Consider the following 20,633-nt stretch of genomic DNA (forward strand, 5'->3'; position numbering starts at 1 on the left):
TACCATGATTTTAACTGTCAGCAAAACCGCGCTGTTAAGCGCAATGATTTTCCAAGCAAAAGCGGATGTTCGTTATTACCTCAATGGCATCTGTTTTGCTCCTGACAAAAAGCTTTATTCGACAGATGGCCACAGAGCGTTTATCGGCCAACATGAAACTGATGGCCTAGAAGATCGCGTGATCGTCGCTATCAAGGGTGCCAAGCCTACCAGATTCGAGAAAGCCGAAATTGATACTGATACAGGTAACGTTTCTTATCTTGACGCTCATGGATTGCGCGTTGGCGCTGGCCTGTGTGAAGTAATTGACGCTCGATTCCCTGACATCGAACGCCTCACCTCAAAATTTGAAAGTAAGCCTACTGACGAGATCGGCTTTAACGCTGGTTATCTGGCTGACATCGAAAAAGCCGCAAAGCTATACAACCCGAAATTCTGTGGCATCAAGATCAAGCCAAACGGTAACACAGAAGCATCAATCGTTGAGTTCAACAGCGCTTTCGGCAATGGAACGCTGGTCATTATGCCGATGCGCATCTAGGGAGGGGGCATGAACACTGCTGAGGTAATCAAATTCCCCGGACCTGAGCCGGGGCAGGAGAAAAGAGTGGCAGATCTCGACGATGGTTACACGCGAACTGCTAACGAATTGCTGGAGGCCGTGATGTTATCCGGCCTGACGCAACACCAACTGCTGATTGTTATGGCCGTATGGAGAAAGACCTACGGCTATAACAAAAAAATGGACTGGATCGGCAATGAGCAGTTCGCAGAGCTAACAGGGATGGCGGCAACAAAATGCTCTACAGCAAGAAACGAGTTAATCAGGATGGGAGTCCTTGTACAACAAGGGCGTCAGGTAGGGATGAACAAGGCCGTTTCTGAGTGGAAAACCAAGTTTAACGGATTCAGTAAAACATTTACCGAATCGGTAAAGAAAACCTTTCCTAAATCGGTAAAAAGCGATTTACCGAAACGGTCAAACACAAAAGACAATATTACAAAAGACAATAAAGACAGTATTACCCCTATAGTCCCCGCTGGGGACGCGTGTGAAAAACCACCTGAGCAGGACGAAGAGAAACCGCCAGAACAACCAGCATCACAAGCCATTAAAACCGTGTTCAGCCACTGGCAGGCAGAGCATAACCACCTGACATCAAAACTCGACCAGAAGCGCCGCAAGCGAATCAACGCCCGTCTCGATGAGGGATTCACCGTTGCTGACCTCTGCAAAGCGATATCTGGTGCCAAATACGACTCTTGGCTAATGGGCAAAAACCCGTCCAACAAGCGCTATGACGGCATCGAGACAATCCTGCGTGACGCCGCTCAGGTCGAAAAGCTACGCGACCTTGACGACAACGAGCACGCGAAGGCGATCGCCGCCGGGAAATACTCGGCAACCACTGCAAGAAACCTTGACCGTCTCCAGCGCTGGGCAGGAGAGGGCGACAGCGGAGCACCATTCTGATGAACGACACTGAAAAACCTAAGTTCGCTCAGTCGATGGCAGCGATTGGCGAGATATACGGGAAAGAGATTTCCGAGGTGATGATCGGGATTTACTGGAACGCCCTAAAGCCGTATCCGTCTGAGGACGTGCAAAGAGCATTTCAGGGGCATACCCGCGACACCGACAACGGGCAATTCTTTCCCAAGCCTGCTGACCTGCTACGGCACATCGAGGGAAACAAGGACGGCAGAGCGTTACAGGCATGGAGCAAGGCATACAAGGCCATTTGCAGCTACGGACGCCGCAACAGCGTTGTATTCGATGATCCCGCGATTCACGCAGTGATTTCTGAAATGGGTGGCTGGATTGAGTTTGCTGGCGTCACTGAGGAGGAGTTGCCGTTCCGAGCGCGTGAGTTTGAGAAGCGCTACCGAGCGATGCTGATCACTGGTGTGCAGAAGTGCGAAACCATCCTGATCGGCATGGACGATGCCCAAAACATCCGCTCTGGATTTCAGGAAGCGCCAAAGCCGTTTTTGCTGGGCGATGTGACCAAAGCCAAGCAGATCCGCAACGGGATGTTCCTCATCGAAAACAAAGGGGCTGCGTGATGGCTGAAATCATCGACTTTCTCAGCAGAACCAGAGCAATCAGCAACCGCAAAGACGCCATAGAGTTTAAGGAGTTGGTTATGGGGCAGCTTAACGGCGTTAAGTGCGCTGATGCTGAATCAGCGGAGAATTTACAGCAGGCGAAAGCATCAATCGAACGGGTATTCGATTTAATTATCGAGTTCTCAGATTGGGACGTTGACGCCTAGACCGAATAAACAGGAGGATGTGATATGAACGTAATCAAATTAAGTCAGGTACACCTAATTCAATCGGCAGGAATCGATGGACAAGAGCGAATCGAGTATGAGCCGATTTATATTCAGCCTAGCCACATCGAATCATTTTTTTCTGCTGGGAGAACAGTTCTGAGAATGACTAGCGGTGACAGGATTGAGGTGAAAGAAACGCCGGAATACATCATAAGCCATATGCATGTGACATTGGGTGATTCTATGCAAAACGAGCGAGAAATGTTAGACGCTATCATGGCAGAGCAAAGAAGCCGTAAATCGCTATGGACTCCGAAAGTAAATATCAAGCCAGCACTAAAACAAACACATAGACAGGCAATTGCACAGGCGAAAATTGAATCACTCAATTCAGCGCTGGCAATTGTGCGAGATAAATTGCGGTTGGAAAAATCGGAACGTATGCGGATCGGGATGTTATCAGCAATTAGCGAAATAGAGCGCATTAGAGATGAGGTGAGACCGTGAAAACTACATACCAAGAATTAATTTTGGCGCTACAAAGTTTTTTTGGGGTTGAACAAAGTTTTAGCGTTATTGAAATTCTCGGACAAATGTCAACAGGGGATATTATCGATGTCATCGTTGACGCACTAAACGAATATCACGCCGTTGGTGAAGGCAATATAAACAAACAGGAATAGGCGGCGCGAGTTTGTGCGCGAGAAAAGTTAAAGGTGAAAGCGATGCAAATCGAACTCAATGAATTTGAACAGGATGAACTGACGCAACTAATCACCTGCTTTTTCCAAGATGGATTCGAAAGTGAGCACTTGGAATCAGTTCTAAAAAGACTGACGCAGGATGAAGATGCCGAGCCATATGTCTGCCCTAAATGTGGTGGAGTTGGCTGGTCTGCTGGTTGTGATGAATGTATTCCTTACTGATTAAAGGGGTGAAAAGTGAAAGTGAAAACAAGTGAGTTGAGTGGAGCGGCGCTTGATTGGGCTGTAGCGACCGCTGATGGTCATGAAATTAAGTATGATCCAATGGATTTTGGGATTGGAGCAAACGGCGGATATTGGATATGGGGCGATGAGCTATCAGACCCGAAATTAAAAATCGGCTCTTTCGACAAGATGGGATACAGCCCCAGCACACATTGGAAAGAATGTGCCCCGCTTATTGAGAAATATGGAATATGGCTCAGTGACGACGAGGACGAAAATAGATTAACTCACATTGCCAGCATTCATCCACACGTGGATAACGCAATCCAGAGAGGTGAGACGCAGTTGATCGCCATTTGCCGCGCTGTAGTCGCATCGGTGCTTGGGGAAGAAGTAGAAGTGCCGCAGGAGTTGGTGGAGGTGGGGCATGACTGACCGCGAATTGCTGGAGCTGGCGGCGAAGGCTGCCGGGATGGGTCCGCTTGATTTTGATTACGCCGAAAGAGAAGGCCACGGCTTGTATTTCGGACCCCGTTTGCCAGCACCAAAGAACAAAATCATGGCCGCGATGCATTCATATTGGAATCCTCTAACCAACGACGGCGATGCTTTCAGGCTGGCGGTAGAATTGCGTATGCGGGTTAGCATTACAACGGAATCGGCTCTAGCAGAAACCATTGCGGGCCTGAGCGTCAGGGTCAACGGAGCGGATGAATTAGCCGCCACTCGCCGTGCCATCGTCGAGGCTGCGGCGGAGATTGGGAGGCGGATGGTATGACATGTCTGCTTGGCTTCCTGTGGTTGGGAAGCATGGTCATGGTTTTGATGTCTGTATCGCCACATCACGGCGGATTAATATTCGGACTCATGTTCTGGGTGCTGGGTATAATGATACCGGTGATGGAGTATAGGCGCAGGTACCAGCCTGTAATTTATAATATTTTGCTAATCGACGATTTGAGCGAGGCAGGCCATGAGCACAGACCAGATGCGCAGTGAGTTTGAGGCGTGGTTTAAGCCGCAAAAGGAAGAAATGATGCGGAATGGGGCTAGCCTACTGTCCATTAAAAAACTGCACAAAAGCAGCTGGGAGGCATGGCAAGCCAGCCGCGCTGCGCTGGTGGTTGAGATACCGGCAGCGATGGGGGCGCATCAAGTCGCTTGGGAAGGTGACGACTGGAATATGATGCGAGAGCACGCAGCAAATGCTATCCGCGCAGCTGGCATCACCGTGCAAGGCAGAAAGCCATGAAATTTATAGAATTTTTTGAAATAGCAATCAGTGCAATTTTTGTTATTGCGCTGCTGTATTTTACTCACCCTGATTCGTAATCACGAAATATAGGAATAAACAGTGAAGCAAACCTACCTGCTTCGCAATGAAGCGATCAGAAATAACGCAATAGACACCATCCTCGCATTACCAATTGACGACAAATCACCGCACGAAATTCACGTCAAAGAACCCAAGCGAAGTAAAGCGCAAAACGACCGCATGTGGCCGATGCTGCAGGACGTTTCACGGCAAGTTCTTTGGCATGGTAAGCGGTATGACGAAAGCGACTGGAAGGACATTTTCACAGCGCTATGGCTGAAAACGAAACGTCAGGAGCAACGCAGTGCGCCGGGTATCGATGGCGGTGTTGTGCTGTTCGGCGTTCGCACAAGCAAGATGCGCAAGGCCAGCATGACAGAGTTGATAGAAATCATATTTTGGTTTGGCTCTGAGAGGAGTGTCAAATGGAGCGATGAATCTCGACGCGAGTATGAATGGGCGCAACGCTCAGGAGGTGAGGGTGATGAGAAGCCCAACCCAAGTAGTTTGTGACAATTGTATATTCAGACCCACCCGCAGCAGTCGAAATAAACCCAAGAAAATCCCGCCAGCTAGTGAAGTCCAGACATTCGATTATGTCTACGGACTCAAAAAGGCTATGTGGGACAGAACCAGAAACAGGATTACGCGATGACGACAAAAAACGATGTCGGTAAATGGCGATTTAGTCTACTGCCATTAGGTGCAATAAAGAGCGTTGTGGATGTTCTGGAATTCGGAGCAAAGAAATACGCTATTGATAATTGGAAAACCGTTCCTGATGCTCGTCGTCGCTATTTTGATGCCAGCATACGGCATATAACAGCATGGTGGGATGGTGAGCGACTGGATGATGAGAGCGGATTGCCACATTTAGCTCATGCCATTTGCTGCCTGCTATTCCTGATGTGGATTGATGAGAACCCGGAGAAATATAATGCTAACTCAGAATCAAATAACTGACTATCAGCGACAGTGCATAGAGCGTGCAGGATATTGCATTCAATGCGGTGGCGGTCTGAAGGAAAATGAGGTTTATGCGTGCGAAAAATGCACGGATGAATTATTGGGCGGTGATGTGATGGATATAGTGCGGGAGGAAAATAATGGCTGAATTAAGAATTGGAGGGATGGCTATTATTGTTTACAGTATAAATCACGAAAACATTGGCAGGGTTGTAAACCTGTTTGAGTTTTTGGGTGCCGTAGATTATGGCCCGCACAAAAACAGAAATGACATTTGGCGCGTCAATTCCACTAACTCACCGCTTTACGGAGTAAAGGGAATTATTCAGCCGGGGCAAAACTGCAAATGCCCCGGCGCATGGCTCATGCCCATTGACGGCGACGACTTCACTCACGAAGACGAGAGAGAAAAGGAGCTAATGAATGGCTAATTTACGCAAAGAGGCCAGAGGCCGCGAGTGTCAGGTCAGGCTTCAGGGCATTTGTAACGGCAATGCTGAAACCGTGGTGCTGGCGCATTACCGAATGTCTGGCATTTGCGGCACAGGAATGAAGCCTGATGACCTTTTCGGCGCGTGGACATGCTCGTCGTGCCATGACGAGATAGACCGCCGTACACGCCTCACAGACGCAGATAGCGCACATCTGGCACACCTTGAGGGTGTAATCAGGACGCAGGCCGTGTTACTGGCGGAGGGAAAGATCAAATGCTAAGTCATCGACAACTAATTGAGTTGATTAATTACGATGAATCTACAGGAATTTTCACATGGAATGTGGATAGAACGGGTGGCGTTAAAAAAGGTGACGAGGCCGGATATATAAACAACCTAGGTTATCGCATGATTAAATTATTTGGAGAATTGCACCTTGCGCATCGTCTCGCCTGGTTTTACAAGCATAAGTATTGGCCTTCAAACTTAGACCACTTGGATAGAAACAAAGATAACAACTCATTAAATAATTTAAGGGAATGCAGCAAGTCGGAAAATCAAATGAATAGAGCAGTTCCATCAAACAACACATCAGGAGTTAAAGGGGTTGTGTGGAATAAGCGAACAAGTAAATGGCAAGCTCAGGCCGGACTAAATGGGAAAAGATATTATCTTGGCCTTTTTAATGAATTATCAGATGCAAAAAATGCCTACATATCATTTTGCAAAGAAAATCATGGTGAATTCTATGCCGGAGATTAAGCGATGACTGAATATCACCTCAAATTGCCGTGGCCACCAAGCCTAAACACATACTGGCGACACGCACGACACGGGCACTATATCAGCGAGAAAGGCAAAGAATACCGTCAAAGAATCATCCAGATAATCCAGCAACAAAACCTCGATATCAATACTCCCGCAAGACTGAAAATTTCCATCATCGCCAGCGCTCCAGACAAGCGAAGACGTGACCTCGATAACCTGCAAAAGGCGGTTTTTGATTCGCTCACGCACGCCGGATTCATGCTGGATGATGAACAGATAGATGATTTCAGAGTAAGGCGTGGCGATCAAGTTAAAGGCGGCAGTTTGGATATCGTCATTATTGAATTGGGGAAGGTATGACCAAAATAATTTACCCATGCGAAACGGCAGCGATATTTCAAGATGTCATTTTCATTATCAGGGCACAAAGCCGCAGTGACTTGTTTAATGAAATAGACAAAGCAGAGAATTTTTATTTGAGTTATTTCCCATATGCTACGCTGGAAAATATTTGGGATGGCATAAGATACAGCTTTAACGGCCTATATCTGAATGCAATGCAGGCTAACAGGGAGGCAGCATGATGTTTACAAATATCAACGCGGCAATAGAAGAAGCGCGATACCTGCGTGCAACTGAAAAGCATCATCACTGTGTCATTCAAAAAAGAGACGGCACTATGCGAGTCAGTCAGGAGATGAGCACAACAAGAGAGCGCTTGCGCAAAAAAAAATATACACAACACGGCAAGATAGATTCGGAACTGTGAATACCGAGGTGGATTATGATCGATAAAATCCCTACGCATGTGACAGCGGAATTACTTAGACTGGAAAAAGAAATATCCGATCATGAAAAGTCGATTGAGTGGAAAAATGAGCGCCGCCGGGAAATTATCAATCGATACTCACTGAACAAGGGTGATAAATCATGAAATATCTTCCTTACATTCTGACTTTGTTTGCACCAATAATTCCGGCGGTTAAACCGGCGCATTATCAGTCATGGGATGCATATCCAGAGCGGAGGAAATCCAAGTGAATCTAGAATCAATTCCTAAATTTTTCTCGCCGAAATCACCAAAACTCTCCGACGAATCACCGGCAACAGCAAGCGACAGATTAGGTATCAGTGATGTGATGGCCGCTATCGGCATGAGTCACCAATCTAGCGGCATTGGGATGGATTTGTTTCTCGCTAAAATCGGGGTAAGCAGCCCTGATAAAGCCATTGAGGGGTTGATAGAGATTGCAAAAAGTCTGGCGGGACACTGCAAACCTCTTTCAGAACTCGATGCAGATAGTAAACTGCGAGCGCTGCAATTGCTCGCAACATTTGCATATCATGACTATGCGCGTAGTGCTGCAAGCGTAAAGCGTTGCCCTGACTGCGATGATGGGTTTATCGACGTGGAGGTGTTCAGTCTGAAGGCGGCGTATGGAAAACGCGTCATTGATGCTATGCCGAAAATCGAAATGCTGGATAAACCGCTAGCTTGCAATGTTACTCACGAACGGCGCGAGATAGTCCGTGTGCAATGCCCGACCTGCAAAGGAAGGGGGTTGGTCAGTAATTCATGCCGGTGCCGTGGACGCGGAATTGTGATTGATGAGCGGGCTACAGCGATAAATGGCGGAATACCGGTGACAAAAGAATGTGAGCGGTGCCACGGCACTGGATACTCTCGATTGCCAGCTGAGAGCGTCCGCAGGGCGCTATGTGCCGCTGGCGTTGAGATATCACAGCCGACATGGTCACGCCATGTAAAACCGATGTATGAGCGGCTCGTTTCGGCGTGTCATCAGGCGGAATCAACTGCAGAGATTAATTTGAGGCGCGTTACCAGTTAATTCGCCTTGAAGTCGATGCGTGCTCACATAGCGCTCACATGGTTGGGCGCTAATCGAATTGGCTGAATGCGCAGAGAAAAATAATTCGTCCGCCATCTTGATGTATAACCATAAAGTGGTTATAGTTAGGCCATCAAAACGAGGTTGAGGCCCAAAAAATGAAACTGTTTCACGGCTCATGCAGTACCGTAGCTCCAGCAATAAAAGTTGGCGCATTCGAAATGCTCGGTGCTAGCGAAAACGTATTTGATGGCATCTTTGCCAGCGGCGACTGGGACGCAGCGGCATCCCACGGAAACGGTAACATTTTTACATATATTGTTGATGAAGAAAGGGTGGCTGAATCACGCGACTTGGATGCCAATTTTGAGGAGATAGTAAGATTTCTGCTCGATCAATATGAAATTAATTCTGAAAACATGGATAGAGTTAATGAATTAGCCCGCGCAATAGTTGATGACGAAAATCAAGATGATGAATTTGCTGATGTATTGTTATTTCCTCGGCTCGGATCTGATATCGGGGGTGCATATTCGTGGGAAATTCAACGCCTACGCGGTCGCGTTGCGGCGCACCTTGGTTTTGATGCTGTAGAAATGAGAGACGAGCACGGCACCAGTTATTTAATCGTTAACCCAAAAATAACGGCAGAATAATATGAAATTAGCCGATTACATCGATCAGAATTTTGGCGGTAGCCGGGCAGAATTCGCTCGCCACATGGGTGTTCCACCACAAAAAATCACAAAGTGGCTATCGTCTGAAACGATAGTCCACATCGACGATGATGGAAGGGCATTCCTCTGCACCGTCAGAAGAGAGATACCCGTCACAAAATAAACCATCCGCACGTTGACACATAACCATTAAGGGGTTATATTGAAGCCATCAAGACGAAGCGACACACATTCAATCACAAATAAGGGCTACATCATGAAAAATGGACAGTTTTGCTGGATGATGACACCGTTGGTACAGTTAATGAAGACACAATCGACGGCGACCTGAATGATTTTATCGGAGAGACTCTTAATGTCCACTTGCGCGATGAGAATGGCAATCCGATAGAAAAAACTGGGAAAATCGTTGAGATTCTGGATGAAGAAAACATATAAACCCATGACAACCCAGTACACGCCGCTCCAGCGGGGTTTTTATTTTGTATATATTGACACCTGAATAGATTTGGTTAATATAAGCACAACAATGCGGAAATTGCGTGTTGTTATTGTACTGGATTTATTTGTAGCAATAAAAAGAATTCAAACCCCAGCTCAATTGCTGGGGTTTTTTATTTCCGCGCTCCACGGGCGCTAATTCTCTGGCCGCCTAACGGGTGGAGCACATGTACGATGGACAGCAACTCATTGCTGCCCTGATCGCTGCCGCTATGACCCTGATAGGGTCTGTAGCCAAATATGCATACACATCATCAAAAAATGTTCCGATTCGAAATCACATAGTTATTTCAGCGTTTGCTGGGGCAATGATGTATTTGCTCGGCATTCAGCAAGGCTGGAGCTTGCCTTTGGTTGGTATGTGTTGCGGGTTGGCTGGGTGGCATGGGGCATCGATTATCCGGCGAATAAATCCGCCCGGTGTGAACATTAACGGTGATGACGATGGTCGGAAACAATGACATCAAAATTTTTGGTAAATACAGCATCAGATTTATGCCGCTGTTATTTATCGCGCTGACCGCATTTTGCGGGTATCAAATCGGGCAAGAGTCATCAGCGATGACTCGACGATTGACGGCGGCAAATATGCAAAATTCCAGGCTTTCATCGGAAAACGCAAAATTGACGACGCAGCAAAACCAGCCCAACGTGACAGTGATAGTCCCGTCTGAGCAGCAGCGCTCTCAGTCTGTTCAGCGTAATTACGCTGAGTTGCGTAATAGTAGCGATATTCGTTTTTGAGGTAAGCGTGAATAAAAATCTGACTGCGTTTTTGGATGTGCTGGCATTTTCCGAGGGAACCTCAACACATCCGATCACTCGTAATCGCGGTTACGATGTCATTGTTACTGGTATTGATGGTAAACCGGAGATATTTACTGACTACCAAAATCATCCATTCGCTAATGGTCGTCCGGGAAAAATCTTCAACAAACAAGGGCAGCGCTCCACGGCCTCTGGCCGCTATCAACAACTTTACCGCTACTGGCCGACATACAAGGCGCAGTTAAAACTGCCAGATTTTGGCCCTAATTCGCAGGACGCTTTGGCGACACAGTTAATCCGAGAGCGGAAAGCATTGGATGATGTTATCGCTGGACGGATTCAGTCGGCTATCGGCAAATGCTGCAATATATGGGCGTCACTGCCGGGAGCGGGTTACGGCCAGCGCGAGCATTCTATCGATACGTTGATTGTGGTTTATAAACAAAGTGGCGGAGTAGTCGCATGAAAATAATCGAAGACTGGAAACAGGCGTGGCGATGGTTTAGCGTGCACGCCCTGGCTATTTCCGGCGCAATTCCTGCAATGTGGGTTTCATTGCCAGACGAATTCAAGACGGCAATTCCGGCAGGCGCAATGAGCATCATCACTGCTGTAGTGGCTGTGGCCGGTATCGTTGGGCGCGTCATTCAGCAGGGCCAGCAATCATGAGCATTGACATGATACTGACTGCGATTGCTGCCGTAATTGCTGCCATTGCCGCTGCGTTCGGTCTCGGCCACTCAAAAGGCAAGAATGAGGCAAAGTCAGCGGCGGGAAAGGCGGAATCGGAATCGGTTATAACGGCAACAAAAACTGTCGCGGAACGGCAAGTTAAAGTAACGAAAGAGGCGTCAGATGTTAAAGAAACTATTAATCACCTCTCTGATAGCGCTGTCGATAACGAGCTGCTCAACAACTGGACACGCCCCGGCTCCGGTGGTCGTTGATACGTCATGTAACTGGGTCAAGCCAATATATCTGACAGTCAATGATGTCAAGGTTCTCGATACGCAGACCAAAAAAGACATTCTGGCTCATAATCGTAGCTGGCAAGCCAATTGCGAGGGTAAATCAAAATGACGGGCTATCTGATGGCGCCCGGATTTCTTGTTTTCTGCGCTGGACTGCTGATTACTGTTTTGTTGTTTTCTCTGCGTAAATAATCCGATAAATCGGAACCGCTGATTAACTCCGGATTTTTGCTGACAAGTGCTGGCTGTGTGTCAACGTCATCAAGAAAACCTTTTCTATCTTCGTCGTGATCTATGCGGAGAGCACTTGGCTTACTGACGCCGCTGAACGCGAGATGTTTTTGTCATGACCTACACATTGCACAACTCCGACTGTTTAGATGTACTGCGCACAATGCCAGAGAGCTCAGTCGATAGCATCATTACTGACCCGCCTTACGGCCTGAAATTCATGGGTAAAAAATGGGACTACGATGTGCCAGACGTTGATGTCTGGGCTGAATGTCTGCGCGTTTTGAAGCCTGGCGGCCACCTGCTAGCGTTTGCTGGTACACGTACACAGCATCGAATGGCTGCGCGTATTGAGGACGCAGGATTTGAAATCCGCGACATGATCGCATGGGTGTACGGGTCGGGGTTCCCGAAAAGCCGAGACCTTTGGCGAGTCGATATCCGAGCAGAAGTAGAGCGGCAGCTAAGAGCCAAAGGCGTTGAGGGTGATATCGAATGGAAGTGACTAAGGAGCTGTTGACTGCGCTTTACTGGGGTGGTGGGCTATCTGTTGCTGGCGTTGCCTTGCGTCTTGGCTGCTCAGAGGAATCTGCTAGGCGCTTGTCATTTCAGCCGGCATCACCGCTGCTGGCGTTTTGGGCGCGGCTCTGCCAGACAAGAAATAAATCATTTTTTCCGTTCATGATGGCGAAATCTGGTGAAGCGGTTTATGTCGGCGATAACACTACCGGCACCGTAACTAATCTCACCACCGCGCAATTCACATCGAAATACGGGATTGCCCCGTTTAATTGATTCCATCAATTTATAAAATTCCACAATGCGCGTCTTATTGGGGTGCATTTTAGAGTTTTATATAAGTCTCATTGAGGGTGGTATCAAAAATCACCGGGCAAGCATCAAGCAAAACCAGCAGGATATTCTGAATGACAGGTCTGACTATAAAGCAAGAGACTTTCTGTCAGGCATACATCGAAACGGGTAACGCTTCCGAGGCTTATCGCACGGCGTATGCTGCTGACAAGATGAAGCCGGAAGCAATACATGTAAACGCAAGCAAGCTGCTTGATAACGCTAAGGTGGCACTAAGGGTATCTGAATTGCAGGGTGAAATTAAACAGCGTCACAATGTCACGGTTGATTCGTTGCTGGCTGAACTTGAAGAAGCCCGACAGGCAGCACTGGGCGCTGAAACCCCGCAATCATCTGCTGCGGTTGCCGCCACGCTGGGGAAAGCAAAACTTACCGGGCTGGATAAGCAGATCGTTGATCATATCTCGTCAGATGGCTCTATGTCCCCAAAACCATCAGTAATTAAATTGGTGGCTCCAGATGTCAGTAGCACGGATTGAATTACCACCGAAGCTAATCCCGGTATTTAGCGGCGAAGCGCGTTATCGCGGCGCATACGGTGGTCGAGGATCGGCGAAAACTCGATCATTTGCCTTGATGACTGCTATTCGGGCGTATATGTTCGCCGAAGCTGGCGTTTCTGGTGTTATTCTCGGCGCTCGTGAGTTTATGAACTCGCTTGAAGACTCCAGTATGGAGGAAATTAAGCAGGCTATTCGTTCCGTATCCTGGCTGAGTGATTATTTTGATATTGGTGACAGATACATTCGCACCAAAAATCGCCGGGTTTGGTATGCGTTTTCCGGCTTGCGGCATAATCTCGACAGCATCAAATCCAAAGCCCGCATACTGATAGCATGGATTGATGAAGCCGAAACAGTCAGCGAGATAGCGTGGCAAAAATTGCTGCCAACCGTGCGTGAAGAGGGTTCGGAAGTTTGGGTAACGTGGAACCCTGAAAAGGACGGTAGCCCCACAGATACGCGATTCAGGAAAAAAAAACCAGATGGCGCGAAAATTGTCGAACTGAATTACACAGATAATCCGTGGTTTCCCGATGTTCTCGACCAAGAACGGCTGAATGACCGAGACAGATTGGACGACCAGACGTATGCATGGATTTGGGACGGCGCATATCGGGAAAATAGCGATGCACAAATTCTGGCTGGTAAATATCGTGTGGCTGAATTTGAGCCAGAAGCCCATTGGGATGGTCCATATTACGGTATTGACTGGGGATTTAGCCAAGACCCGACCGCTGGCGTTAAGTGCTGGGTCGGTAATGACAGGCTTTGGATCGAATACGAGGCTGGAAAAGTCGGGTTGGAAAACGATGACATTGCTGATTTTATGATTCAGCGCCTTCCTGAAATTGAAGAGCATGTTATTCGCGCCGATTCTGCGAGACCGGAAACTATCAGTCACGTCAAATCAACAGGTAATGGTAAACGCAATAATCTGCCAAAAATTACCGGTGTTGAGAAATGGACGGGAAGCGTAGAGGATGGTATTGCTCATTTGCGCAGTTACAAAGAAATCATTATCCACTCTCGCTGCAAGGAATGGCTAAAAGAGGCGAGGCTATACAGTTACAAGACCGACAGGCTTACCGGTGATGTTCTGACTGATATTGTCGATGCTCACAACCATTTTATTGATGCCACAAGGTATGCCCTCGCGCCGATGATTAAGGGCAAGGGGAAAATAAACATCAATCCAGCATTAATCAAACAAGCCCAACATCGGGCGCGTCGTCCATTCCGCTAGAGGCACTATGTCACGCAAAAACAGAAACACCGCGTCTGCTCGGCGGGGACTTGCTACGCCTAATACTCGACGCGGATTAACCACATCCGCCGCGATGATGGCAAAAATAGAATCCATGTCAGATCCCACATATGCCTTGCCGACAATTGAGCAAATCAAATCAATGTACGGCCCGGCCAGAACGCTGCATACGCCAGATTCGGCCAGAATGGCAATGGATCACTCGATGGAAGACGCTGGCGGTTATGCGTTGATTCAGCACGCTTTTGAGATGGGGCAGGGATATTCGCTAGGCCCGTCATTCATGGGATATGCCGCGCTATCATCGCTGATGCAAAACGGCCTAATCCGTGCCTGCATTGAGACCGTCGCTGATGATATGACACGCGAATGGATAGAGATTAGCGCGGTTGATACAAATGGAGACGGCGACAGTTCTGACGAGAAAAAAACACTGGATGATGCGCTGATTGATTTCTGCGTTCGGCAGGTGTTCCACAAGGCGGCGGAATTTGACGGATATTTCGGCGGGTGCTTAATCTACATCGATACAGGTGCAGATGATCGGGATTTACTCACCCCGTTGGACATTTCCGAAATGTCGGCGGAACTGAAAAACCTCAAGCGGTTTACTGTTATTGAGCCAATCAACGTATTTCCCGGACTGTATCAGTCCACAAATCCATTGCAGTCTGATTATTTTGAGCCGCGCACATGGTGGGTGCTGGGGAAAGAGGTTCACGCTAGCCGGATAATTCGCATCTGCGGCAATGAGGTGCCGGTATTGTTAAAGGCGAACTATAATTTCCTCGGCGTTCCGCAAGCGCAGGTGCTGTATGACTATGTAATCCATTTTCAGGATGCTCGTGTAGCAGAGTCCAGGTTGCTGGATAAATTCAGTCAGACTGTATTGATGACTGATATGCAGGATATTCTGACCAATCCGAACTCAACAAAATCTCTCGATTCGCGGCTGGCCTATATGTCTGCGTATCGCTCAAATGATGGGATTCTGGCGATTGATAAGGAAATGGAGGAATACGTCAATATCAACACACCGCTATCTGGTGTAACTGATATTGTGCGTCAGCAACTGGAAATGATTGTCGCCATTAACCGTACTCCGGCTGTTAAATTACTCGGTATATCACCCGCCGGATTTAATACGGGCGACGCTGACCTCAAGAATTACAACGACCACATCAGCACGCAGCAGGAAAAAGTATTCCGCAAAGGTCTGCAAAAAGTCCTCGACATTTTACAGATAGTCAAGCTGGGGAAATTGAATCGCTCAGTGACGTTTGATTTTGTCAGTCTGAATGAATCCGACGACAAAGCGGCGGCTGAGGCTCAATCTATCCGCGCCCAGACACATGCCACTTATCTGGAAAACGGTGTGCTGGATGCAATGGAGGTTCGCAAATTATTGGCTAACGACCCAGCCAGCGGATTTGCTGGAATTGATGCTGATGCTGTGCCGGAGATGCAAAATGAAGAAGCGGAAACCGAAAACAGCCAAGGCGACGTCTCCGAACGCGGGTCTGGAAATGGAATATCGCCGGAGGTTGATATCGCTAACCAAGGAAATGAACAACTCGGTTAACTACTGGCTTGTCGCGGAATACAAACGACAGGAGTCAAAAATAGTCGGCGACGCATCACCGGCAAAATCGGTGCATAGCCGATTGCTGGAGATAATGGCGGGGTGGCAAAAGAAATTTGATGAACGCGCAAAGGAAATCGCTCTGTGGTTCGTCAATCGCTCAAATACCTACGCATCAACGTCAGTGAGCAATAAACTCCGCGCCGCTGGTATGACTGTCAATTTCAAAGTTACGCCAGAGGTGAAAAATGTCCTCGATTCGCTTTATGAAACACAGGTAACGCTAATCAAGTCCATACCTGAGCAATACCTAACGCAAATAGGGGTGCTGGTTCAGGAAAGCGTGACGCGTGGGCGTGATGTCGGATATCTCAAAGACGAGTTAAAAAAGCGCTACGGCGTTACCGAGAGAAGAGCAAAAGTGATAGCCCGTGACCAAAACGCCAAAGCCTCGAATGCAATTGCTGTTGAGCGTTGTAAATCAGCTGGTATTACCGAGGCAATATGGGTGCATCGTGCAGGTGGCAGCAAAACCTATCGAGAGTCACATGTCAAAATGAATGGCGAGGTATTCAGCATCTCAAAGGGGTGTTGGGATCCGCATGAAAGACAGCATGTGATGCCGGGTCAGCTCGTTAACTGCAAGTGTGATATGAGACCGGTGATACCCAAATAATCTATGCGCGATGCATAGAAATAAAAGTTAACGCAATCAAGACCACCTAGGTGGTCTTTTTTATTGCCATAAAAAGGTGATTCCATGCCAGTACATAAAAAAAATGGCCGCTGGTGGTTTGGGTCAAAAGGGCCATTCCCCACACGCGAAAAAGCAGAAGAAGCAGAAAAGGCAGCATATGCCAATGGTTATATTGGTGACAGAAAAATAGCACTAGATTCTGAGCCATCGCGCCGCCGAATTGATGAAAACGGCTACTTGCACGTTAGTCAGACCCATCTAACAAAAGAACAAGTCGCTCCGTATTTGGGCAAGGAGATTCCAGGCTGGCAGGAATTAAACCTCGAACCTGAGCGCGTCTACTACGGTTACAGGTCTGGCGAAGAGCTGGAAAAGGCCAGAGACACATTTAATGGAATGCCCCTGCTGCGCGAACACCGACAGGATAGCGCAGATGCTCCGCTCAAAGAATTTCGGATCGGATCAATCGGCACAACGCCTGTCTGGAGTGCTCCGTATCTTGATAATGCGTTGATTGTCACTGATTCGGACGCGATTGAAAAAATCAATAACGGCACGCTGCGTGAAATTAGTTGCGGATATTTTTTCGAACCGGACTTCACTCCGGGTGAATTCAACGGTGTCAATTATGATTTTGTCATGCGCAATTTGAGGGGAAACCATGTTGCGCTGGTGGAAAAAGGCCGGGCTGGCCCGGATGTATATGTACATGACGCAATGCCGTCTAATCTCTCACAAAAAAAGGTAATAGATACGATGAAGAAATTGAATCGTAAAGGGGTGGCGTTGCGTTCTGCGCTGGCAGCTCACCTGAAACCACTGCTGGCGCAAGACGCCGCACCGGGCGAATTAACTGCTCTGGTGCGAGCAAACAAAACCCCTGTTGCGATTGCTAAAGCCGCAGTGCAGAAATTTGCGCCGCTGTTGGCGCAGGATATTGAAATCGATCCTACAGAACTGGCTGAAGCGCTAGAGGCCGCCGAGCAAGTTGTTGAGCCAGAGGAAAAACAAATCGGCGACGGCGTGGAAGAAGAGCCGCAACAGGAAGAGGAATCACCGGCATATGATGCGGAATCACCGGCTGAGAGCATCAAACAAATTCTGGAGCAGGCCAGCGTACCGCCTGAAACTATTGATGCGGTGTTGAAATGCCTGATGGTTCCAGCCAATGACGAAAACGGTTCTGCTGGCGGCGCGGAAGGCGGTCAAGAAAATCAGGAGAAAAAAGACGTGGTGACACAGGCCGTCATGGATGCCGCAATCAAATCAGCAACCGAGAAAGTGGCTCAGGCCGAGCGCGAACGGGCTAAGGCGCTGACCACGGCGGCAAGCAAGGTTGAGGGCTTGTGCGGCAAAGTTGATGCAATGGCGTTTGACTCCGCTGCCGACATCTATGCTCACGCACTGAAAGCGAAGGGCATCGACACCAGTAAATTCGAACCTGCTGGTTACGCTGGTATGGTAGAAATTATGCTGCAGCAGAAACAATCTCAACCTGCGCCGGTCGGTGACTCAGCATTCAACAAACCCGCGAAACTGGATGGCAAATTCGCCGGTTTGGCAAATATTCGTCTTTAATGGGAGCCTGTAAATGGGTCTGCAATCTCAGGTAAATCAGTTTTACGCCCCGGCAGTAAAGGGCGATCGGGCGTCACAAAATCCGGTTGTGTATCTGCCGTTCAATCCACGAGCAGAAAATACCGTGTATGTGGGTCAGTTTGTATTCGCTGGCAGTGATAACACACAGGTCAAATCATCCACATCCGGCTCTGACGCGCCGGTTGGGTTCATTGAGCGCCTGCTGAACTACTACAATTTTACGCTGACGTCTGGTTCGACTATGACGCTGCCAGATAACACATCGTTGACCGTGGCAAAAATCGGCGAGTTTTATGTCACATACGACAACAGTTCAGTGCCTACAGTAGGTCAGAAAGCATTTGCATCAAAAACCAATGGTTCGGTGCACTTTGCCGCTGCTGGTGCCACCGTGTCAGGATTCGTCGAGACCACGTTTGTTTGTAAAGGCGTTGACTCAACTTCTGGCCTTGCTGTCATTTCCAACTGGAACCCAGCTTCCGCATAAACACTAAATAATCTGGCGTGACGTGCACACTCTGAAATAAGAGTGGTATTTGTCGCGCCTGCATGGAGACAAAATGAATATTACGTTTGATCAGGCAAAACAATACGGGTTCGTGTTTCCCGGCGGTCGCATGTGGATTACCCCGGAAAACCGCGCAGCAATCGCACAGGATGCCGCGTTAATCACCTCCGCGAACTCAACCGTACCGGCTGAACTGCTGGCGTACATTGACCCAACTGTCATCGAAATCATGACCGCGCCGCGTAATGCGCGTGAACTTTACCCGGAAGAGAAAAAGGGCGACTGGACAGCACCGTATTTCAAATGGCGTGCATCTGAAATTACCGGTAATACCGCTGCATACAGTGATTTCGGGCAATTCGGCGTTGCAGGCGTTAACCAAGAGTGGTTTACCCGCGAACAGTATCGGTTCCAAACCATTATTCAGTATGGTGATTTGGAAGCAGATATGGCATCGCAGGCAAAAATCAATCTGGCTGCTGACAAACAGCGTGCTGCTGCGACGATTATCGACATCGACGCCAATAAATTCTATCTGCTGGGCGTGTCAGGAAAGGAAATCTATGGCGTTCTGAATGATCCGAATCTGACTGCGGCAATTACCGCCGCTGCAACTGGCACAGGCAGTTCAACTGCGTGGTCAGCTAAAACCACTGTCCAGCGTTACAACGATATCCTGACGCTGTTTACACGTCTGGTTAATCAGTTGCAGGGTCTGGTGTCGGAAAAAGATGAGCTGATCCTGACCATGTCGCCCGGCCTGCGCACTCTGCTGGGTGGCGCGACCGATTTCAATGTGTCGGTACTGAAAATGCTGGAAACCTATTTCAGCAATTTGACCATTGTCAGCCTGCCCCAGCTGTCAAGCGGTGGTGTTGAGACAATGATGTTTATCGCGCCCAAGGTTCTCGGCAATGAAACGGGCCTATTAGGTTTTGGTGAGAAAATGCGCATGGGTCGTATCATTCCGGGTCTGTCCTCATACAGCCAGAAAGTGACCTCGACCACCTACGGCGGCGTTATTCGGGTTCCGGCTGCTGTCGCTCAGATGACGGGCATGTGATATGCGCGGACGTCCACGTAAGCAACAAGACAATTCGGCCTCATTAGAGGCCGCTTCTTTTTCTGAATCAGGAAATTCTATGTCAGGTAAAATTCATGTTCGCCTCAATCACCCGCACGGTATTCATTTTGATGGCACGGGAGTGACCCTTAAAGGCAACGCGTTCCACTTGCTGGGACAGGAAAAAGGCGTGCTGCCAACCGGACTGTTTGGCCACACCGTTGTCGACGCCGATAAATGGGAGTTGGTCAAATCAACCTACCCCGATTTAATTAGAAATCTGGAGCGCAATAACACACTGGTTTATCACGCAGAAGATGCAAGTTCCGTTGCTGCTGCAAAAGAGCGCCGGGAATCTCGACATGGCCGCGAGCCTGTTGATGTTGAGAAAGACCCCACCGTCAAGACTAAAGAAGTCACCGACGAGGTTGCATAATTATGGGCGTCGTGGTGTTTGACGCTGCCGAATTCCTGACGAGTTACCCCAATTTTTCCACGCTGACCACCGGGCAATTGACTAACGCATTCAGCACCGCATGTCTGTATCTCGATAACACCGATGGGTCGATTAGTCCGTATGACCCGGATAACGGTGAGATTGAGCGTAAGACGTTGCTCTATTTGCTAACCGCTCATGTGTCGCAATCACTACAGTGGGCCGCTAAAGGCGTTTCGAGCCCATTATCAAGCGCATCTCAGGGGTCGGTGAGTTCGTCATTTGCTACGGCAGTTCCGGGAACCAAATCATGGTTTATGTTGACGGGATATGGCCAGCAATACTGGCAGGCTACGCGGAAATATGTGGTTGGTGGCAGATATCATGTGCAGCGATATTACCACCCTTGGGGGTGATTT

Annotated in this window: 40 protein-coding genes; all 40 read left to right on the forward strand. The window is 48.4% G+C overall.

All coding sequences use genetic code 11. The features are described from left to right. The first annotated feature begins 4 nt into the window (after positions 1-4). The 40 genes from Dpoa569_RS06380 (at position 5) to Dpoa569_RS06575 (ending at position 20,630) form a co-directional block, all read left to right on the forward strand. Positions 5-541 (forward strand): beta clamp domain-containing protein, encoded by a 537-nt coding sequence (locus Dpoa569_RS06380; RefSeq protein WP_042871554.1) that lies wholly within the window; start codon positions 5-7, stop codon positions 539-541. Positions 542-550: 9 nt separating this feature from the next. Next, positions 551-1,474 carry a replication protein gene (locus Dpoa569_RS06385; protein WP_042871551.1) on the forward strand — a complete coding sequence of 308 codons (924 nt, stop codon included), beginning with the start codon at positions 551-553 and terminating at the stop codon, positions 1,472-1,474. Continuing rightward, complete coding sequence (locus Dpoa569_RS06390; RefSeq protein WP_042871548.1) at positions 1,474-2,067, forward strand: DUF6475 domain-containing protein; 594 nt, start codon at positions 1,474-1,476, stop codon at positions 2,065-2,067. Before Dpoa569_RS06385 ends, Dpoa569_RS06390 begins: the two co-directional genes overlap by 1 nt. Further along, positions 2,067-2,276, forward strand: coding sequence for a hypothetical protein (locus tag Dpoa569_RS06395; RefSeq protein WP_042871545.1), 210 nt, complete (start codon positions 2,067-2,069; stop codon positions 2,274-2,276). Before Dpoa569_RS06390 ends, Dpoa569_RS06395 begins: the two co-directional genes overlap by 1 nt. Positions 2,277-2,300: 24 nt before the next feature. Further along, positions 2,301-2,786 (forward strand): hypothetical protein, encoded by a 486-nt coding sequence (locus Dpoa569_RS06400; protein ID WP_050569472.1) that lies wholly within the window; start codon positions 2,301-2,303, stop codon positions 2,784-2,786. Continuing rightward, entirely contained in the window at positions 2,783-2,962 is a 180-nt protein-coding gene (locus Dpoa569_RS06405) for a hypothetical protein (protein WP_042871543.1), read from the forward strand. Before Dpoa569_RS06400 ends, Dpoa569_RS06405 begins: the two co-directional genes overlap by 4 nt. A gap of 42 nt (positions 2,963-3,004) precedes the next feature. Beyond that, entirely contained in the window at positions 3,005-3,205 is a 201-nt protein-coding gene (locus tag Dpoa569_RS06410; protein ID WP_042871541.1) for a hypothetical protein, read from the forward strand. Positions 3,206-3,220: 15 nt separating this feature from the next. Further along, positions 3,221-3,643, forward strand: coding sequence for a phage protein NinX family protein (locus tag Dpoa569_RS06415; protein WP_042871539.1), 423 nt, complete (start codon positions 3,221-3,223; stop codon positions 3,641-3,643). Continuing rightward, positions 3,636-3,986 carry a hypothetical protein gene (locus Dpoa569_RS06420; RefSeq protein ID WP_050569471.1) on the forward strand — a complete coding sequence of 117 codons (351 nt, stop codon included), beginning with the start codon at positions 3,636-3,638 and terminating at the stop codon, positions 3,984-3,986. Before Dpoa569_RS06415 ends, Dpoa569_RS06420 begins: the two co-directional genes overlap by 8 nt. A 195-nt stretch (positions 3,987-4,181) precedes the next feature. Further along, positions 4,182-4,460, forward strand: a complete 279-nt coding sequence (locus tag Dpoa569_RS06425; protein WP_128569748.1) for a hypothetical protein — start codon at positions 4,182-4,184, stop codon at positions 4,458-4,460. 102 nt (positions 4,461-4,562) lie between these two features. Further along, positions 4,563-5,036, forward strand: coding sequence for a recombination protein NinB (locus Dpoa569_RS06430; protein WP_042871533.1), 474 nt, complete (start codon positions 4,563-4,565; stop codon positions 5,034-5,036). Beyond that, positions 5,008-5,178 (forward strand): NinE family protein, encoded by a 171-nt coding sequence (locus tag Dpoa569_RS06435; RefSeq protein ID WP_042871530.1) that lies wholly within the window; start codon positions 5,008-5,010, stop codon positions 5,176-5,178. The genes Dpoa569_RS06430 and Dpoa569_RS06435 overlap by 29 nt, the downstream gene beginning before the upstream one ends. Then, positions 5,175-5,486 carry a dATP/dGTP diphosphohydrolase domain-containing protein gene (locus Dpoa569_RS06440; RefSeq protein WP_050569470.1) on the forward strand — a complete coding sequence of 104 codons (312 nt, stop codon included), beginning with the start codon at positions 5,175-5,177 and terminating at the stop codon, positions 5,484-5,486. Before Dpoa569_RS06435 ends, Dpoa569_RS06440 begins: the two co-directional genes overlap by 4 nt. A gap of 143 nt (positions 5,487-5,629) precedes the next feature. Beyond that, positions 5,630-5,920 (forward strand): hypothetical protein, encoded by a 291-nt coding sequence (locus Dpoa569_RS06450; protein ID WP_042871528.1) that lies wholly within the window; start codon positions 5,630-5,632, stop codon positions 5,918-5,920. Next, a complete protein-coding gene (locus tag Dpoa569_RS06455) occupies positions 5,913-6,203 on the forward strand; it encodes a DUF1364 domain-containing protein (RefSeq protein ID WP_042871526.1) in 291 nt (96 codons plus the stop codon). The genes Dpoa569_RS06450 and Dpoa569_RS06455 overlap by 8 nt, the downstream gene beginning before the upstream one ends. Beyond that, positions 6,197-6,685 carry an HNH endonuclease gene (locus Dpoa569_RS06460; protein ID WP_042871523.1) on the forward strand — a complete coding sequence of 163 codons (489 nt, stop codon included), beginning with the start codon at positions 6,197-6,199 and terminating at the stop codon, positions 6,683-6,685. The genes Dpoa569_RS06455 and Dpoa569_RS06460 overlap by 7 nt, the downstream gene beginning before the upstream one ends. 3 nt (positions 6,686-6,688) lie before the next feature. Further along, a complete protein-coding gene (locus Dpoa569_RS06465) occupies positions 6,689-7,051 on the forward strand; it encodes a RusA family crossover junction endodeoxyribonuclease (protein ID WP_042871522.1) in 363 nt (120 codons plus the stop codon). Beyond that, positions 7,048-7,275, forward strand: a complete 228-nt coding sequence (locus Dpoa569_RS06470; protein ID WP_042871519.1) for a hypothetical protein — start codon at positions 7,048-7,050, stop codon at positions 7,273-7,275. Before Dpoa569_RS06465 ends, Dpoa569_RS06470 begins: the two co-directional genes overlap by 4 nt. Next, a complete protein-coding gene (locus tag Dpoa569_RS06475; RefSeq protein WP_042871517.1) occupies positions 7,272-7,460 on the forward strand; it encodes a hypothetical protein in 189 nt (62 codons plus the stop codon). Before Dpoa569_RS06470 ends, Dpoa569_RS06475 begins: the two co-directional genes overlap by 4 nt. Before the next feature lie 15 nt (positions 7,461-7,475). Further along, positions 7,476-7,625, forward strand: a complete 150-nt coding sequence (locus Dpoa569_RS06480) for a hypothetical protein (protein ID WP_155683835.1) — start codon at positions 7,476-7,478, stop codon at positions 7,623-7,625. Positions 7,626-7,728: 103 nt separating this feature from the next. Beyond that, positions 7,729-8,541 (forward strand): antitermination protein Q, encoded by an 813-nt coding sequence (locus Dpoa569_RS06485; RefSeq protein WP_042873987.1) that lies wholly within the window; start codon positions 7,729-7,731, stop codon positions 8,539-8,541. A 158-nt stretch (positions 8,542-8,699) separates the two neighbouring features. After that, the gene (locus Dpoa569_RS06490) at positions 8,700-9,197 is read left to right on the forward strand and encodes an AcrIF11 family anti-CRISPR ADP-ribosyltransferase (RefSeq protein WP_042871514.1); all 498 of its coding nucleotides are present in this window, start codon (positions 8,700-8,702) and stop codon (positions 9,195-9,197) included. Between the two features lie 294 nt (positions 9,198-9,491). Then, positions 9,492-9,656 (forward strand): hypothetical protein, encoded by a 165-nt coding sequence (locus tag Dpoa569_RS06495; protein WP_155683836.1) that lies wholly within the window; start codon positions 9,492-9,494, stop codon positions 9,654-9,656. A gap of 230 nt (positions 9,657-9,886) precedes the next feature. Then, positions 9,887-10,180, forward strand: coding sequence for a hypothetical protein (locus Dpoa569_RS06500; RefSeq protein ID WP_050569469.1), 294 nt, complete (start codon positions 9,887-9,889; stop codon positions 10,178-10,180). After that, complete coding sequence (locus Dpoa569_RS06505) at positions 10,164-10,463, forward strand: hypothetical protein (protein ID WP_042871507.1); 300 nt, start codon at positions 10,164-10,166, stop codon at positions 10,461-10,463. Before Dpoa569_RS06500 ends, Dpoa569_RS06505 begins: the two co-directional genes overlap by 17 nt. A 7-nt stretch (positions 10,464-10,470) precedes the next feature. Continuing rightward, the gene (locus Dpoa569_RS06510) at positions 10,471-10,953 is read left to right on the forward strand and encodes a glycoside hydrolase family 24 protein (RefSeq protein WP_227983141.1); all 483 of its coding nucleotides are present in this window, start codon (positions 10,471-10,473) and stop codon (positions 10,951-10,953) included. Further along, positions 10,950-11,156, forward strand: coding sequence for a DUF7940 domain-containing protein (locus Dpoa569_RS06515; protein ID WP_042871501.1), 207 nt, complete (start codon positions 10,950-10,952; stop codon positions 11,154-11,156). Before Dpoa569_RS06510 ends, Dpoa569_RS06515 begins: the two co-directional genes overlap by 4 nt. After that, positions 11,153-11,434: a DUF2681 domain-containing protein gene (locus Dpoa569_RS06520; protein WP_042871499.1), complete on the forward strand. Its 282-nt coding sequence runs from the start codon at positions 11,153-11,155 to the stop codon at positions 11,432-11,434. The genes Dpoa569_RS06515 and Dpoa569_RS06520 overlap by 4 nt, the downstream gene beginning before the upstream one ends. Continuing rightward, complete coding sequence (locus tag Dpoa569_RS19510; protein ID WP_071604368.1) at positions 11,379-11,567, forward strand: hypothetical protein; 189 nt, start codon at positions 11,379-11,381, stop codon at positions 11,565-11,567. The genes Dpoa569_RS06520 and Dpoa569_RS19510 overlap by 56 nt, the downstream gene beginning before the upstream one ends. Positions 11,568-11,852: 285 nt before the next feature. Next, positions 11,853-12,194 carry a DNA methyltransferase gene (locus Dpoa569_RS06525; RefSeq protein WP_322619424.1) on the forward strand — a complete coding sequence of 114 codons (342 nt, stop codon included), beginning with the start codon at positions 11,853-11,855 and terminating at the stop codon, positions 12,192-12,194. Then, positions 12,185-12,484: a hypothetical protein gene (locus tag Dpoa569_RS06530; RefSeq protein ID WP_042871497.1), complete on the forward strand. Its 300-nt coding sequence runs from the start codon at positions 12,185-12,187 to the stop codon at positions 12,482-12,484. Before Dpoa569_RS06525 ends, Dpoa569_RS06530 begins: the two co-directional genes overlap by 10 nt. A gap of 131 nt (positions 12,485-12,615) precedes the next feature. Beyond that, positions 12,616-13,041, forward strand: coding sequence for a terminase small subunit (locus tag Dpoa569_RS06535; RefSeq protein WP_042871494.1), 426 nt, complete (start codon positions 12,616-12,618; stop codon positions 13,039-13,041). Beyond that, entirely contained in the window at positions 13,022-14,308 is a 1,287-nt protein-coding gene (locus Dpoa569_RS06540) for a PBSX family phage terminase large subunit (protein WP_042871492.1), read from the forward strand. Before Dpoa569_RS06535 ends, Dpoa569_RS06540 begins: the two co-directional genes overlap by 20 nt. A 115-nt stretch (positions 14,309-14,423) precedes the next feature. Then, a complete protein-coding gene (locus Dpoa569_RS06545) occupies positions 14,424-15,911 on the forward strand; it encodes a phage portal protein (protein ID WP_227983142.1) in 1,488 nt (495 codons plus the stop codon). Further along, complete coding sequence (locus Dpoa569_RS06550; RefSeq protein WP_042871490.1) at positions 15,895-16,587, forward strand: phage head morphogenesis protein; 693 nt, start codon at positions 15,895-15,897, stop codon at positions 16,585-16,587. The genes Dpoa569_RS06545 and Dpoa569_RS06550 overlap by 17 nt, the downstream gene beginning before the upstream one ends. 84 nt (positions 16,588-16,671) lie before the next feature. After that, a complete protein-coding gene (locus tag Dpoa569_RS06555) occupies positions 16,672-18,186 on the forward strand; it encodes a DUF2213 domain-containing protein (protein WP_128569745.1) in 1,515 nt (504 codons plus the stop codon). A 13-nt stretch (positions 18,187-18,199) separates the two neighbouring features. Then, positions 18,200-18,694: a structural cement protein Gp24 gene (locus tag Dpoa569_RS06560; RefSeq protein ID WP_050569467.1), complete on the forward strand. Its 495-nt coding sequence runs from the start codon at positions 18,200-18,202 to the stop codon at positions 18,692-18,694. A 73-nt stretch (positions 18,695-18,767) separates the two neighbouring features. After that, entirely contained in the window at positions 18,768-19,778 is a 1,011-nt protein-coding gene (locus tag Dpoa569_RS06565; protein ID WP_042871488.1) for a major capsid family protein, read from the forward strand. A 79-nt stretch (positions 19,779-19,857) separates the two neighbouring features. Beyond that, positions 19,858-20,214 carry a hypothetical protein gene (locus Dpoa569_RS06570; protein ID WP_042871485.1) on the forward strand — a complete coding sequence of 119 codons (357 nt, stop codon included), beginning with the start codon at positions 19,858-19,860 and terminating at the stop codon, positions 20,212-20,214. Between the two features lie 2 nt (positions 20,215-20,216). After that, entirely contained in the window at positions 20,217-20,630 is a 414-nt protein-coding gene (locus Dpoa569_RS06575) for a DUF4054 domain-containing protein (RefSeq protein ID WP_042871482.1), read from the forward strand. Positions 20,631-20,633: the final 3 nt, after the last annotated feature.

The organism is Dickeya poaceiphila (assembly GCF_007858975.2).
In the GTDB taxonomy this organism is placed as follows: domain Bacteria; phylum Pseudomonadota; class Gammaproteobacteria; order Enterobacterales; family Enterobacteriaceae; genus Dickeya; species Dickeya poaceiphila.

Coding starts and splice junctions, on each gene's coding strand:
- Dpoa569_RS06565 (WP_042871488.1), top strand. CDS start 18,768: ATGAATATTACGTTTGATCAGGCAAAACAATACGGGTTCGTGTTTCCC.
- Dpoa569_RS06475 (WP_042871517.1), top strand. CDS start 7,272: ATGATGTTTACAAATATCAACGCGGCAATAGAAGAAGCGCGATACCTG.
- Dpoa569_RS06535 (WP_042871494.1), top strand. CDS start 12,616: ATGACAGGTCTGACTATAAAGCAAGAGACTTTCTGTCAGGCATACATC.
- Dpoa569_RS06560 (WP_050569467.1), top strand. CDS start 18,200: ATGGGTCTGCAATCTCAGGTAAATCAGTTTTACGCCCCGGCAGTAAAG.
- Dpoa569_RS06525 (WP_322619424.1), top strand. CDS start 11,853: ATGCCAGAGAGCTCAGTCGATAGCATCATTACTGACCCGCCTTACGGC.
- Dpoa569_RS06425 (WP_128569748.1), top strand. CDS start 4,182: ATGAGCACAGACCAGATGCGCAGTGAGTTTGAGGCGTGGTTTAAGCCG.
- Dpoa569_RS06450 (WP_042871528.1), top strand. CDS start 5,630: ATGGCTGAATTAAGAATTGGAGGGATGGCTATTATTGTTTACAGTATA.
- Dpoa569_RS06530 (WP_042871497.1), top strand. CDS start 12,185: ATGGAAGTGACTAAGGAGCTGTTGACTGCGCTTTACTGGGGTGGTGGG.
- Dpoa569_RS06380 (WP_042871554.1), top strand. CDS start 5: ATGATTTTAACTGTCAGCAAAACCGCGCTGTTAAGCGCAATGATTTTC.
- Dpoa569_RS06460 (WP_042871523.1), top strand. CDS start 6,197: ATGCTAAGTCATCGACAACTAATTGAGTTGATTAATTACGATGAATCT.
- Dpoa569_RS06550 (WP_042871490.1), top strand. CDS start 15,895: ATGAACAACTCGGTTAACTACTGGCTTGTCGCGGAATACAAACGACAG.
- Dpoa569_RS06520 (WP_042871499.1), top strand. CDS start 11,153: ATGAGCATTGACATGATACTGACTGCGATTGCTGCCGTAATTGCTGCC.
- Dpoa569_RS06455 (WP_042871526.1), top strand. CDS start 5,913: ATGGCTAATTTACGCAAAGAGGCCAGAGGCCGCGAGTGTCAGGTCAGG.
- Dpoa569_RS06480 (WP_155683835.1), top strand. CDS start 7,476: ATGATCGATAAAATCCCTACGCATGTGACAGCGGAATTACTTAGACTG.
- Dpoa569_RS06395 (WP_042871545.1), top strand. CDS start 2,067: ATGGCTGAAATCATCGACTTTCTCAGCAGAACCAGAGCAATCAGCAAC.
- Dpoa569_RS06385 (WP_042871551.1), top strand. CDS start 551: ATGAACACTGCTGAGGTAATCAAATTCCCCGGACCTGAGCCGGGGCAG.
- Dpoa569_RS06390 (WP_042871548.1), top strand. CDS start 1,474: ATGAACGACACTGAAAAACCTAAGTTCGCTCAGTCGATGGCAGCGATT.
- Dpoa569_RS06410 (WP_042871541.1), top strand. CDS start 3,005: ATGCAAATCGAACTCAATGAATTTGAACAGGATGAACTGACGCAACTA.
- Dpoa569_RS06400 (WP_050569472.1), top strand. CDS start 2,301: ATGAACGTAATCAAATTAAGTCAGGTACACCTAATTCAATCGGCAGGA.
- Dpoa569_RS06490 (WP_042871514.1), top strand. CDS start 8,700: ATGAAACTGTTTCACGGCTCATGCAGTACCGTAGCTCCAGCAATAAAA.
- Dpoa569_RS06420 (WP_050569471.1), top strand. CDS start 3,636: ATGACTGACCGCGAATTGCTGGAGCTGGCGGCGAAGGCTGCCGGGATG.
- Dpoa569_RS06500 (WP_050569469.1), top strand. CDS start 9,887: ATGTACGATGGACAGCAACTCATTGCTGCCCTGATCGCTGCCGCTATG.
- Dpoa569_RS06505 (WP_042871507.1), top strand. CDS start 10,164: ATGGTCGGAAACAATGACATCAAAATTTTTGGTAAATACAGCATCAGA.
- Dpoa569_RS06470 (WP_042871519.1), top strand. CDS start 7,048: ATGACCAAAATAATTTACCCATGCGAAACGGCAGCGATATTTCAAGAT.
- Dpoa569_RS06545 (WP_227983142.1), top strand. CDS start 14,424: ATGTCAGATCCCACATATGCCTTGCCGACAATTGAGCAAATCAAATCA.
- Dpoa569_RS06570 (WP_042871485.1), top strand. CDS start 19,858: ATGTCAGGTAAAATTCATGTTCGCCTCAATCACCCGCACGGTATTCAT.
- Dpoa569_RS06555 (WP_128569745.1), top strand. CDS start 16,672: ATGCCAGTACATAAAAAAAATGGCCGCTGGTGGTTTGGGTCAAAAGGG.
- Dpoa569_RS06435 (WP_042871530.1), top strand. CDS start 5,008: ATGAGAAGCCCAACCCAAGTAGTTTGTGACAATTGTATATTCAGACCC.
- Dpoa569_RS06540 (WP_042871492.1), top strand. CDS start 13,022: ATGTCAGTAGCACGGATTGAATTACCACCGAAGCTAATCCCGGTATTT.
- Dpoa569_RS06515 (WP_042871501.1), top strand. CDS start 10,950: ATGAAAATAATCGAAGACTGGAAACAGGCGTGGCGATGGTTTAGCGTG.
- Dpoa569_RS06440 (WP_050569470.1), top strand. CDS start 5,175: ATGACGACAAAAAACGATGTCGGTAAATGGCGATTTAGTCTACTGCCA.
- Dpoa569_RS06575 (WP_042871482.1), top strand. CDS start 20,217: ATGGGCGTCGTGGTGTTTGACGCTGCCGAATTCCTGACGAGTTACCCC.
- Dpoa569_RS06465 (WP_042871522.1), top strand. CDS start 6,689: ATGACTGAATATCACCTCAAATTGCCGTGGCCACCAAGCCTAAACACA.